We start from the raw sequence: 13,307 nt of genomic DNA on the forward strand, positions 1-13,307 counted from the left end.
ATTAACTTTTCTTTTCTTCATCTTGTGGCGCAAAGTAGACGAATAGGAAGAATGATACAAAGCCTATGAAAGCCATTATCGTGAATACCATAGTATAAGGTGCCGCGGCTGCGTGAAGAGTAGCATCTACTAACTCCCATACTAACAGTGCTATTGCAAATATGTACCCAATTCCTAAAACTTTGAAGAAGCTAACCATTTTTAATCACACTCCACAAGCATTACTCCCCATGCGCCCATAATATACCCTTTCTGTACTCCTATTAGTGGACCTATGCTACTGCTCAATCCGCAAGGATTATAGTTATAGTACACTGGAGTTATTATTCCGTATAAGTATGCTGGTGCAGTCGCATTAAATGTAAAGGACATTGTAGTACCGTATGATATTGGAACTTCCTTAACTAAAGTAATCGTACCGTTCCACCATACTGCATATATTCCTACATCTACTGAAGTTACTGGATATGGCTTACCGCTAACTGAATAATTGTACAAATAATTCCTATCGTCATCTGGAGTAGGCATGTACATGTTAACTGTAACAGTCTTATGAGCATAAGTTATTAACGTAGGACCTGGAACAGTATCATTAAATATTCCGTACTGGTTTCCAGATAAATAGAATGTAGTTGAAGGTCCTATTATTGGTGGATTGTAAGGATCTCCCTTTAACGCTACGCTCTGAGCGACTGAAGTTTGCTTTTCATATAATGATATGTTTCCTGAAGTGAAGTAACCGCTGTACGGTAAGCTTAGTAATAATCCTGTCTGATAACTGAACCATGGTCCGTTATATTCACCGCCTAAGAATGCATATGCACCGGTTATATTTGGTACAGGTAGCACGTCATATGCTATTAGACCAGGCACTATTTGGTCCGTTACTACTCTATCTGAATAATCAGCGAAATAGAAGTTTGATGTTACATCTGCTGAATGCATTGTAATATTCAAGTACTCACCAGGGTGACCTACCATTATGTTATAGTAATAAGTACTTCCTGGTTCATCTGATATTATCCCTCCTCCGCTTTCATTTACTTTAAAGAGATATTGATAGGAGATTATGTGCACATTAATAACTTTAGACGTAGGTACTCCTACTAAGCACCTTTCTACCGATGGAACTCCTCCAACTACAAAATCTTCAGGCAATGTCCCAACTATTACAATTGCAAATAAAACTATTACAAATATTGTCCAAGTTAATTCCCATCTTTCCTTTTTGTCCATTTAAATCACCTTTTAGATAGAATCATATTTATTAAAAAAAGAATTATAAACTCTTCGCACCCTTTAGTACTGGGTAAGAAATTAATATTATACCGAGCGTTAGAAGGAATATCCATGCCCAGGGCATTGCATTATACATATCTCCGCCCAATGCTAGAGGTATAGTACTTAATATTATGACTAGAGCACCGATTATCCCTAGAATCCAATCTATCCCTAAAGCTTTGTTATTCATAGTTTTTCCTATTTTATTGAAGTTATTAAGTTTAAACCCAGCAGAAGTCCAATCTAAACTCATGGCAACCGTGTTAATGAGCTGACCTAATGATAATCCTTCAAGCTTTGCAGTCCTTCCTTTAACTAGAGTTGCAACTAAGTTTACGAACCACACCAACGTAGAGATCTCGGCAAGTAATGCTCCTACAGTGGCTAAGTTTTCAGCTAGCACTAAACCTGGAACTCTTGGATATATTTCAGCTCTCCTTACTACACCGTAGAAACCTATCATTTCAAAACCGATTATAAGGATTGAAGCTCCTATAGTATAACCAATATAGTGAACCCATGCCATTTTACTGGAATACCATTGCCTTCCTGTCATCATCGGTATCATGAAGTACAATACTGCCATTGCAGCAGGAACTATTGAGAGTAATATCATTGCGTGGAAGTGACCAACTACCCACATGCTGTTATGTATTATTGAGTCGAATGATATTGTTGCATTGGCAATTCCAGTTACTCCTGCTGCAATTGCTCCTGCAAATGCTGTAGATATAAATGCCGTAATTACGTTAAAATTAACTTGAGCACCTTTTGCAGTAGCCCATAAGTTAAGGAATGTCATCATTGATGGTACAACTACTGCATATGTTAGGACTTCTTGAAGTATCTTTATAGCAACCGGTAGATTAACCATGTATAAGTGGTGTATTGGAACGTTATTAGAGAATATTAAGTATAGAAGAGCTGAAACTCTTCCCATTCTATCACTGAATAATGGTTTGTTAGCCAGTGTAGGTATCAATAAATACATTGCTGCGACTGCGGGCAACCATGCCATGTAAACTATTGCATGACCAAATATCCAGAACGCTATTTGGTTAGCTATTGGGTTTAATCCTACAATTCCTGCATATGCTAAAACATCCCAAATATCAGCAGCAGTTACTCCAGAGTAGCCTATAGCGTAAAGTAAGGTATTCATTAGGAAGAATACTAATGCTACAGGCAATTTCTCCTTTAGTGACTTTGATGCAATATAGTAATGATAAATAATCCACACGGAAGCCATGTAAGTGAAGGAATCAAGCAATAACCAGCCTATGAAGAATAATGGAGAAACTACGTATTGGGAATAAGATGGAATACCCATTGGGGATAAATAATACCAATCAGTAGCAGAGAAGTAGTTATCATTAAATGATGGATATACCACAATAGGTCCTTCCATGAACATCATTGATATATTTATCGCAATAAATGCAGCGTTGAGTAACCATTTTGCTCTAGGTTGGATATTCAATAATTTTATAGTAAAGTAGATGAAGAGTGCAAACTCAACTTGTTCTGCAAAACCGAATAAGTCTCTCTCTGCATGCAATGTTATTCCACCGTAATATTCCTGAGAAGTCATTGCTAATACTCCGTAAGTTCCCCATGCGGTCTCTTGAATTCTAACCATTAACGAGTCTATGACACCTAGTAAGCCCCATATGAGGCCGAGCACTAACATGCCCATTACGATTCTAGTAGTCCAGTCCTTGTCAAGTTGGAATAAGGAAATTACAAGATCCTTTAGACTCATATCGGATCTATAATGAATGTATATTTTTAGTTCTTATGTTTTACATTGATATTTTTTTATAAAGTTACTTTAACACAGTTAAACTATCTATAATTAAGGAAATGAAAAATCACTAGGTTAGAAATGTTAAATATTTAATTTAAGGATTATTTGTTAAAAAATAGAAGATATGAAAATTAAGAATTAATCTATATAATCTTTATCAAGTTCTTAACTTTCATCAATAATTACGAAATAATCTCCTACAACGAGAAAAGCCTTCTGACTTTATATAATTATTTACCTTAAATATAACGCAACAATATTACATCACCTAACTTCTAACATCAAAAACGTTTTAATATAACTTCAACCTCTACTAGTCTAAGCAAATAGGCTATCAGTAAATTTTTACTTAATTTATAAAAAATCATTTTATCATAAATGATATATACAATACTAGAATGAAACTTCTTCACAATTTCAGGAGTATGTCTTTCAGATCTTCATTAAACTTATCGATATTGTTTACAATAACGAGGTAAAATTAGATCCTTTTTACAACCTCTATATTTGAAGCCTAACCAATATCTCCCAAACGAAAATATAACGATAACATAAATTGGAAAATTTGTAGCGCCGGGAGCGGGATTTGAACCCGCGTGGGGTTTCCCCCAACGGCTTAGCAGGCCGCCGCCCTAACCGAGCTAGGCGACCCCGGCATTATATTTATTTGATTAATGACTTAAAAATCTTTAGACAGTTTGCTGAATGTGAAGTATCGAAGTATTTGCTTTGTATATAGAGCTAATAATTTTAACCTCGTTTATATAGATAATCTAGAGATGCTCAGGGACTAAAATATGAAGGCGGATCTTTCCCCTGATACCCCCCAGCCCCTGGGCATCTATAAATAGTAAAGAAAACCCATATTTCCCTTCCTTAAAATGTAGTACCTCTCTATAAATCTCTTCATCAGGGATCTGATTTTAGATACTTTAACTTCTTGATAATTTATTCCCCAAGGAATTTTTGACCTTATATGAATTCCTTCCTTACCAGTATCTATTATATGAATATAGACTGGCCTAAAGCTTCCCTCTATTTTCCCGGAGAGTTTCTTGCCTACATAAATTCCTTCTCTCATTGCCAATTCTCCTAACTTAGGCCAGCCTTTGATAATGTCGCCTATTGCATAAACGTTTTCCCTAACTTCTAGGTTTTCATTAACATTAAGGAAATCAGTAAAGTTTGGAGGAATACATTTCTCAATGATGAGGTTAGGTTCCTCACAAGTCTTAATGTATTTTTGAGTAACTTCGCTTACAGTGTTCGCCACCTTGTCGCCTAGGTAAGATAAGAAGTTTCCGTGATATTTTACATTTTTTCCTGCAACGTTTAGATATAAAGCGATTTGTAAGACTAAATAATCGTCGTACTCATCTTCTGCAGATATGCAGAACCCATCTTCTCTTCTTAGCTTATTCATTATGTCGTCTAAATGAGGTCTCCTACAGCCTAGAGCGATAATTAATTTATCAGCCTTATACGTAGTTCTGTCCGTTTTTATTTCTAAATTTGAGATATCAACATCTTTTACGGTTTCTTTTGAAATAAAGTTCAATTCAGTATAATACCTTGTTTCTTTTATCAAATTTTTTATATATGATGTATAGAAAATGAATTTACCTTCTTGCGAGATTATTTTAACGTTCCCTTTATTTTTCATATTATAATAAGCGTTTAATCCTGCATATCCAGAACCCAGTATGAATATCACATGAGTTGTAAGTAGAAAGATTAATAATTTTTGTGTAATCTTTCTCTTATGGATTGAAGTTAAGTCTAGCTTATTCAAAAGAAGAGGAATTATTACCAATATTGCCAATTCTAGATAAGGAGATAGATAAGGGAATAGAAATAGAAGCAATAAAAATAAAGGAAGAAGAAATTAAGTTTAAATACGATAAATTTGATTTATATTATATTCCACTTCCAGATCTAAATTATATTGAAACAAAAATATTATCTAATGGCGCTTACGTGGTAAATTCTTTAGGGTTAGACGAGTTAAAAAGTGAGGTTTGTATAAATAGTAATTCTACTGAGTTTTACCTATTAAAACTTCTAATGAATTATAGAGGAATTCCAAACGGTAGGGAAAACTGCAAAGGAAGCAAATTTACTATAAAGGACTTTAAAGTATCATTAAGCGATAAATGGAAAGAAACTTGTGGAGATCTACCTATAGTTTTAAACGTTATAGGCAGTAATCTTCCTGGCGATGTAATAAGTAAGGTAAAGATAACAATTAGAGAATCTGCAAGCTTGCAGGAATCCAAGGGAGTTATAGCGACGCCCTCTAAGGAATTGGGGCTTAAAGGAAGAAAGGCGATTGACTGCTTCTTTGAACTCTGCAGGAAAAAGAGTCTATGCAATGTAAACAACTACGTGATTTTGTGAGAGTTTGAAAGATTTTTTAACCACCCTTTTATATTTCGTAGAAGAGAAAGGATATCCTTTGCCTGTAGCATTTAAAAAGACGAAGGGAATTAAGAAGGTTAAAGGAATAAATTACGATGAGCTGTATGAAATTTCAAGGTTGCTTTTACTTTCTTACAACTCTCTAAAAGGTAAGAGGTCAAAAAAGGTTAAACAATTTTTACAGGGTAAATACGAAATTCTTTTACCTTCATGGGCTAGAGAGGAGCTTTCTAACTACCTTAATGTCAGATCTTTTGAAGGCTCTTTAAGGTATAAAACTACGTGGGTTAGAATAAATACTCTAAAAACTGACGTTGACAAAGTTTTAAAATCCCTTGAAAATCAAGGTGTAGAATTTGAGCAGGACAAGGATGTTTACTATCTGATAAAGGTAAAAGATGAGAAGAAATTAAAGAGTAGTGAAGAATACAAGGAGTTCAAGGTCTTAATACAAGACAAAGCCAGTGTTTTAACTGTTGAGGCTTTAGAAGTAGAAAAGGGAGATAAAATTATAGATTTATCTTCTGCTCCAGGAAGTAAAGCGTCACAAATTATGCAGCTAGGTGAAAATAATATTAATCTTTATGTTACTGACGTTAATATTGATAGGCTTGGAAGAGAGGTTAGCCTTCTTAGAAGACTTGGGATTAATATGGATAAAGTTCACGTTATTCATCAAGATTCTACGATGAATTCTCTATTGAGAGCAGATAAAGTATTACTAGATGCTCCTTGTTCATCATCAGGAATGGTATCTAATGAACCCGCTATAATGGTTAATCTAACTAAGGAGAAAGTTATTTACTACTCTAAATTACAGGAGAATATGATTAGTGAAGTCCTAAAAATTAACGCCACCTACTTGATTTACTCTGTTTGTTCTATATTCCCAGAAGAGGGAGAAGATCACGTTTTAAATTTAAGAACTGAAAGACCTAAAATTTCCGGAGAAAGACCCTATAAGAGCGTTAACGGAGTAAGATTATTTCCTCATATTAACTCTACTGAAGGATTTTTTATAACTAAAATACTTTTGTAATAGTCTATGGTTTAAATATTCACTTTCATATATGAAAATTCCTATTTATAAATATATTTCTAAGCTTACCATTCCTGAGGGGCTAAATTATACTTTAGAAAATATTGAAGATGTAATTTATTTGAAAACTGACTCAGTTAAACAACCGGAGATCACTCTCTTTCCGAAGGTGAATATAAGTAAAGACCCTTGGATTATACAGAGAGGAAATAAACTAATTCAAATAAATGGAAAAGAGGAAGTTTTGGAAGAAGTAACAGAAGATGCTCTTAGCATTATTTATGTTAACGTTGAAGGTGTATTTGAGAAAATACTTCAGAAGAAGGAAAACGAATATACTTTTAAGGGAAATAAATACTCTAAACTTGTAAAATTCTTCAATACTCATGTTTTAGAAAATAACAAGAAAATTATACTTATTTATGAAAAAATGGAAATTAATAGAGATAAACCTAAATTTTATTCAATAAACAAAAACGGAATTTCACTTATATATGATGGATATACAGAAATAATCTCAAAATTTGGATCATTTAGAACTAACGAGGAAAGAATATTTCTTGGTAAAATTAGTGGTAAGTCAGTTTTCCAATCACTTGACGGCAAAATAATGGAAGAAGATGACGTAATAGGTTACTGTGAAGATAGAGCAGAGCTTTTAGGCTCAACTAGTTTTGGGATAGTCATAGCTTGTAACGGCAAGGTAAAGTATTTTAATGATGGAATATGGCAGGAGCTAGAAACTAACGTAGATCCTCTGTTAAGTTTTGTCAATTCTAATTTTATTATACTAACTAGCAGTAGTTTCACGTTAGTTTATGATAAGAATTTGTTCTTATTATATAAATTCTCAAGTTCTGTAGGTAGTGCGACATCGAGGTACATTGTTTTATTTAGAAGTCCTTTTGCGGGAGTTATAGATACATTAGATAGAGAGGAAATTTTCAAAACTGAGAAAAATATCCTTGATGTCTCTTCTCCAATAAAAATCTTTATAATGAAAAATTATAATGTAGAGTATCAAAATGTTGTAGAAATAAATAGAAGAGATATAAACTCAAAGTATTATGAAGTGGAAGTTGAACCAAAAATATTGGGAGATGATGATGCTAAATTCAGATTAATATCACCATTTTTTTCTTTAAATGTTAATATACCTATTGTTAGTGAAAAACCGAAATTATACGTTAAGGGATCAATTATAAGGACTAATGGAGAAGTTTTAGGAACTAAAATGAATTCTTATCTTAATATCTCTATTAATACAAAAGTTGTAACCAATTTACCTTACACAATTAGAATAAAATTTAGAGATAAATTCTTTGATTATAATTTTGACAAGAAAGAAATTAATACAAACTATAAAATACCCATAAATATATTTGACAAGAAAGAATCTAATGAAGTTATCAAACTGGAAATAATAAGAAACGATATTGTACAAAATACTTTGGAACTTCTAATTCCGATAATCTTCGTGGAGCCTGGAAAAGATTGGAAATCAGAAATAGTAGATCGCGGAGATTATATAGAGAAAATCCTTCACACAGAAAAAGGAGATATCTCGTGGACTAAAGTTTATCACTTACCAAAGCGTAGGAAGGCTATAGTAGTGAAGGAAAATTCTAAAGAAGGAGTTAAAACTCTGAGAAATAAAGTAGTAATAAATTTGGAAAAACCAATAGAATCATTATATTATGCAATAAATTATCCATATTTAGTTTTAATACCTAAAATGAGATATTATTACCCTATAGAAGTCTTTTATGGAACATCAAGTTATAGAGGACTTCCTGAGAAAATCTTTTTCCCTTTAGATCCAGCATATAATGAGATATTCATTAGAGTCTATTTAGGAAGCAAAATAATAAAGACGAAATATAAGATTCCTAAAGACGCTTATCTGAGAATAGCAATAAATGCAAAAAAGAGTTTAGAAGAATTTCTCAAAAGTTTTGGCCTAGTCTGAAGCATTTTTAATTCTAGCTTTTAACATGTCAACGGCAAATAATACATACTATATCATGGGATGTAAGGTTTCATTATCTCAATTAGGCAGTACTTTGAATTATACCATAGAAGAACCAACGCTCACTGAAGAAGAGAAAAAAGCGTTCAATTCTCAACTGCAACTTCCTCAAAGTAGCATGGAAAAAATAAATTATTACAGAAAAAAGGAGGAATTTGGTTCATTAACATGTTTAATGTTAGATAAGAACGTTGAAGAAATAGAGTGCTTAGATCTTTCAAAGCCCTTAACCGTTAAAATTAAGGGACTTGGAAGAGCATTAACTAATATAAAAATTAACAAGGAAGAAGTACTAAATATATTTTCTAAATTTAATTATAATAAAATTAATAAATATGCTATAATAGACAATAGTTCATTTAAAGCAATCATTTACTTTGACGGTAATGCAATGAATTTTAATATAATAAAACTTGAAAAATTAAATTCAGAAAGTATAATAGATCTTATCCATAAAGAGTATTTAAATGAGTATACCGCTGCATACTTATGGCATATTATCGAAAATTCTGGAATTGTGATAATAAATGGAAATAAGAAAATTACTACTGAATTCGCTCTTTCATTAATAAACTTAATTCACAACAAATATACAAAGATTGTTTTGATTACTAAATCAAAGATTAAGGGATTGGAAGATATTACGATATTAAATAATGTAAAAGATTTGAATATAATAGATTATTATGATCCTGATTTCATATTATTTGACTATTTTAATGAAAAAGTCATTAATAAAACCATTGATCTAAATATTCAAGGTAAAGGAATAATCATATTACCAAATTTTCCAGATAACGTAACTTTCTTAAGTAGCTTGACTAAGCCTCAGTTATTATCCTTATCTAAGTTATCTACAGTGCTTGTAGAGGTTACGAAGAGTCGTATTAATATTCACGAGCTTTACTCTTCAAGAAACAAGGTAAGAATAAGGGGAGTATGCAAGAACGGCAATATGAGTAAAAAGGACTTTAGTTACTCTATTAAACTGAAAAACGGAATTAGTTCTAAGAGTTTAGATTCTAAGGTAGCCATTTTAGAAAATTTAGCTAAAAATAATATTATAGATAAATATGAAATTAGAGAAAAAATAGAAAAAATTGGTGAGAAGATTGAGCCTGAAATTTGAAAAAATGATTACCAAACTTAATCAATTCCGTTTAAAAAATGAAATTAGAGACTTAGAAAATTTATCGTTGAAAGTATTGATTATAGATATCCTAGGATTTATAACAGCAATAATATACTTAAACTTCTTTCCTCAATCAATTTCCTTTGCTTTAATAGTATCAACACTGAGTTTATTATTTATCATTATTAAGAAGAATAAAATACATTATGAAGTAAGTAAACTATCGCCCATTTCACTTCTACCTTTATTATTTCCAGTAAATATAGTATTAAGAATCAGTATTTCAATATTAATATTTTCTATACTTAATTGGAATTTTAATAGTAAAGATATCTATCATCAATTCCTCAATCAAAAAGAGAATAAAATCAGCGAAATGAAAAAACAATTACTACAGGGAAGCAAGATGTACAAAAAGACTGTAAAAGCACTTAATCGCATAGAGAAAAGAATTTATAGATTTTATCAAAAATTACAAATACTAAGAATTATAATTTACTTTTTACCTCTATTAACCTTACCAATAATAAAAATGCACGGAATTTTAGCATATGAAGAAGGACTTGCAGACCTCTTATTATTATCCTTGACATTATCTTTAATGTGCAGGAATAGTATGGTAAACTCCAAAAATTTACTTTATATCTCAATTACTTCAGTAATAATATGGTTCATATAATGGCGTCTTTATTTTCTTTAGCTACAACATCAATTTCATGTCCCTTTTCCAAAGCGTCTAATATTTCCTCACCTTTATTAGTGAGCTTATAGACCTTGTGTGAGCCTTTAGAGTAAATAGTCTCTATTAAACCAAGACCCTCAAGAATGTGGAAAATCGCTAAAACCTCATATCTAGGAATTTTAGTCCTTATTACTACTTCTCCAGGGTTTAATGCACCGTCTCTTATGGATTCAAGAACTACTTTAATCTCGTACATCAGTTGAGATACTGGAGTTGTTTCACTTAAAAGCTCTATTACTCCTTATGATATTATGAAATGTAGTGGAAAGGAAATCCTCGAGAGATTGAGAAAAGCTTATAAAAGAGATCCTAAGCAATACGTAGCCTACGATGTTTGGATAAATTTTAAGGATCCTTTTAAGGTTCTTATTGCTACTCTATTATCTCAAAACTCTACAGATAAAGGAACGTATAAGGCGTTTTATACTCTCCAGGAAAAGATAGGAGTCACCCCAGATAATCTAATTAAAGCTAGCGTAGAAGACGTTGCGTCTTGTATAAGGAATATTGGAATTTACAGAATAAAGGCAGAGAGAATAAAGGAACTTGCCAAGCTGATCAAAGAAAAATATGACGGGAATTTAAATAAAATCCTTGATAAAGAACCCCAGGAAGCTAGAAATGAATTATTATCCCTTCCCGGAATAGGCGAAAAAACTGCAGATGTAGTCTTACTTACTTGTAGAGGATATCCTTACTTTCCTGTGGACACTCACATAAAGAGAATATCCCAAAGGTTAGGTATTGCATCTGGAAGTTATGAAGAAATTTCCTCATCTCTCAGAAGACTATTTGATCCTAAAGATTATCTAGAGACGCACCACTTATTAATAGCTCACGGAAGAAATATTTGTAAGGCAAAAAATCCTTTATGTGAGAAGTGCGTATTAAATGACTGCTGCGAATATTACGCCAGAATTCATAAGAATAAATCAAATAACGACTCATGAAGATATTGATATAAGTAACTTAGCAAAGGTAATAAAATGTATAAGAAAAACTAAAGAAATTAATCCAATAATACTTGATGAAGAAACTTTCATGGTGATTGACGGCCATCATAGGTTTTATGCAATGAAAATGCTTGGATTTTCTAAGATACCCGCATATTTAATTAATTATAGAAAAGATTATGTGAAAGTAAATAAATGGTTTAGAAAATTAGTAAATGATAACGATATGAATAAAATCGTCTCAACAATTATACCTGATAATGATGGGAAAATTTGTATGAACTTCCTCTCTAAAAAATTATGTTCTGATTCAGAATATACCTTATACTGGAAACTAAATGTCATAGAAAAATATTTATCGTCCATAGGAATAAATGTAATAAAGAATTCTAAGGAAGGAATAGAACCTCCATCTTTAGATAAGGAATACGTTCTTAGTATTGCCAAGAAAGGTTTAAGATTTCCGCCCAAAACGACAAGACACAGCTATGAATTTATTATCCCGAATTATAGAATTTCATTGAATGAATTCGTTTAGCGTTATAACGCAGATAATAGTATTTATAATACCTTCATTGATTTTACTGTACCAATATATTTTCTTTAAGCTAGGATATGATAGAATAGACATCATAAATGTAAATCCAAAAGAATTACCTTTGATTTCAATAATAGTTCCAACAAAAGGAGAGAAAATAGAATTAATACAAGAACTTCTAGATAACTTGACAGAAATAGACTGGGATAAGAGCAAAATGGAAGTAATAATAGTATCCGATGATAATCCAGAATATTTTGACGAAATGAAAGAAAAGATAGTCCCTCCACAAGGCTTAGAGGTGAGAATGTATAGGAGAGAAAAGAAATTAGGTTTTAAGAGTGGAGCCCTAGCTTATGGATTCGAAAAAAGCAAAGGTGATCTAATATTAACTTTAGACGTAGATGCAAGAGTAAGAAAAGATTCAATTAAGAAAGCCTACTTACACATGTTACAGTTTGGGTGCGACGCTGTAACAATGAAATGGATGGGATATTCACATAATAATTATTCACTCTTAGCTAAGGGAGTAATGGTGTCAACTATTATTGCTGATAACTCAATACTCAGGGGAAGGGATAAGGCTAATTTGAAAGTATTTCCAGTAGGATGCGGGACAATGTTTAAGAGAAATGCAATTGAAGAAGTTGGCCCTTGGGATTACAATATGATTCAAGACGATCTAGAAATAGGTGCTAGACTTATAAACAGAGGAAAAAGGATATGTTCTTCCGATTCTACAGTATTTGTTGAAGTTCCAGATAACTTACAGGCATTTTACATTCAGCAAACAAGATGGGCAATGGGAAGTATAGAAGTACTAAGTAGAAGATTTAAACAAATAATAACGAGTAAAACTAATATATTACAAAAGATTGATGCAATTCTTTTCCTTCTCCAATATGTACCTATTGCATTAACATTCATTGCTGCATTATTGATTTCTGCTTACTCATTTTTAGGCAAGGGAGATCCTCTTAATTCAATTCCATTGTTCATAATATGGGCTGTTACACTTGGAATATACGCTGTTAATTTCATAAAAGTAGCTAAAGACTCTGGAATTAAACTTCTTGAATCATTAAGATCATTAGGTAAGATATCAGCGTATACTGTAGCAATATCCCCATTTATTACTTTATCCCTTATTAGTGCTTTCAAAAAGTCAAGAAATTATATTATAACTCCTAAAGGAAAAGGTTCGAAAACAAAGATAGCTTACATAATTCTAGCTTTAGGCCTATTATTTTTGTCAGCTTCAATTAATTATCTAATACACTATTACTTCATATCTGGCTTATGGCTTCTTTACTACTCTTTAGCCTACATTTTCACATTCTCCTCTTATGAGCAGGAAATTAAATAGAA

General features: G+C 32.0%; 13 protein-coding genes and 1 tRNA gene. 8 read left to right on the forward strand and 6 right to left on the reverse strand.

What is annotated here, in order from left to right:
- Position 1: 1 nt before the first annotated feature.
- The 5 genes from HS5_RS09565 to HS5_RS09585 all read right to left on the reverse strand — a co-directional run bounded on the left by HS5_RS09565 (position 2) and on the right by HS5_RS09585 (position 4,802).
- The gene (locus HS5_RS09565; protein WP_236751183.1) at positions 2 to 199 is read right to left on the reverse strand and encodes a hypothetical protein; all 198 of its coding nucleotides are present in this window, start codon (positions 197 to 199) and stop codon (positions 2 to 4) included.
- 2 nt (positions 200 to 201) lie between these two features.
- A complete protein-coding gene (locus HS5_RS09570; protein ID WP_236751184.1) occupies positions 202 to 1,236 on the reverse strand; it encodes an oxidase in 1,035 nt (344 codons plus the stop codon).
- A 43-nt stretch (positions 1,237 to 1,279) separates the two neighbouring features.
- Positions 1,280 to 3,043 carry a cbb3-type cytochrome c oxidase subunit I gene (locus tag HS5_RS09575; RefSeq protein WP_236751185.1) on the reverse strand — a complete coding sequence of 588 codons (1,764 nt, stop codon included), beginning with the start codon at positions 3,041 to 3,043 and terminating at the stop codon, positions 1,280 to 1,282.
- Positions 3,044 to 3,659: 616 nt separating this feature from the next.
- Positions 3,660 to 3,744 (reverse strand) — tRNA-Ser (locus HS5_RS09580).
- Positions 3,745 to 3,929: 185 nt separating this feature from the next.
- Complete coding sequence (locus tag HS5_RS09585; RefSeq protein ID WP_236751186.1) at positions 3,930 to 4,802, reverse strand: hypothetical protein; 873 nt, start codon at positions 4,800 to 4,802, stop codon at positions 3,930 to 3,932.
- Positions 4,803 to 4,855: 53 nt separating this feature from the next.
- On the opposite strand from HS5_RS09585, the gene HS5_RS09590 reads away from it, so the two are divergent.
- From HS5_RS09590 to HS5_RS09610, 5 genes are all read left to right on the forward strand, one after another.
- Positions 4,856 to 5,485 (forward strand): hypothetical protein, encoded by a 630-nt coding sequence (locus HS5_RS09590; RefSeq protein WP_236751187.1) that lies wholly within the window; start codon positions 4,856 to 4,858, stop codon positions 5,483 to 5,485.
- 4 nt (positions 5,486 to 5,489) lie between these two features.
- On the forward strand, positions 5,490 to 6,545 hold the full coding sequence (locus HS5_RS09595) for an RsmB/NOP family class I SAM-dependent RNA methyltransferase (protein WP_236751188.1): 1,056 nt from the start codon (positions 5,490 to 5,492) through the stop codon (positions 6,543 to 6,545).
- A gap of 31 nt (positions 6,546 to 6,576) precedes the next feature.
- A complete protein-coding gene (locus HS5_RS09600; protein WP_236751189.1) occupies positions 6,577 to 8,514 on the forward strand; it encodes a hypothetical protein in 1,938 nt (645 codons plus the stop codon).
- 178 nt (positions 8,515 to 8,692) lie between these two features.
- Complete coding sequence (locus HS5_RS09605) at positions 8,693 to 9,703, forward strand: hypothetical protein (protein WP_236751190.1); 1,011 nt, start codon at positions 8,693 to 8,695, stop codon at positions 9,701 to 9,703.
- A 67-nt stretch (positions 9,704 to 9,770) separates the two neighbouring features.
- A complete protein-coding gene (locus HS5_RS09610) occupies positions 9,771 to 10,385 on the forward strand; it encodes a hypothetical protein (protein WP_236751191.1) in 615 nt (204 codons plus the stop codon).
- Here the strand turns inward: HS5_RS09610 and HS5_RS09615 are convergent.
- Positions 10,378 to 10,644 carry a hypothetical protein gene (locus HS5_RS09615; RefSeq protein ID WP_236751192.1) on the reverse strand — a complete coding sequence of 89 codons (267 nt, stop codon included), beginning with the start codon at positions 10,642 to 10,644 and terminating at the stop codon, positions 10,378 to 10,380. The genes HS5_RS09610 and HS5_RS09615 overlap by 8 nt on opposite strands.
- A 55-nt stretch (positions 10,645 to 10,699) precedes the next feature.
- Here HS5_RS09615 and nth point away from each other — a divergent pair, with 55 nt between their 5' ends.
- From nth to HS5_RS09630, 3 genes are read left to right on the forward strand one after another with little or no spacing between them, the layout of a single operon-like run.
- Positions 10,700 to 11,398, forward strand: coding sequence for an endonuclease III (gene nth, locus HS5_RS09620; RefSeq protein WP_236751193.1), 699 nt, complete (start codon positions 10,700 to 10,702; stop codon positions 11,396 to 11,398).
- On the forward strand, positions 11,340 to 11,939 hold the full coding sequence (locus tag HS5_RS09625; protein WP_236751194.1) for a ParB N-terminal domain-containing protein: 600 nt from the start codon (positions 11,340 to 11,342) through the stop codon (positions 11,937 to 11,939). Before nth ends, HS5_RS09625 begins: the two co-directional genes overlap by 59 nt.
- Positions 11,926 to 13,305, forward strand: a complete 1,380-nt coding sequence (locus HS5_RS09630) for a glycosyltransferase family 2 protein (RefSeq protein ID WP_236751195.1) — start codon at positions 11,926 to 11,928, stop codon at positions 13,303 to 13,305. Before HS5_RS09625 ends, HS5_RS09630 begins: the two co-directional genes overlap by 14 nt.
- Positions 13,306 to 13,307 lie beyond the last annotated feature (2 nt).

The sequence above is a fragment of the Acidianus sp. HS-5 genome, from assembly GCF_021655615.1.
Taxonomy (GTDB): domain Archaea; phylum Thermoproteota; class Thermoprotei_A; order Sulfolobales; family Sulfolobaceae; genus Acidianus.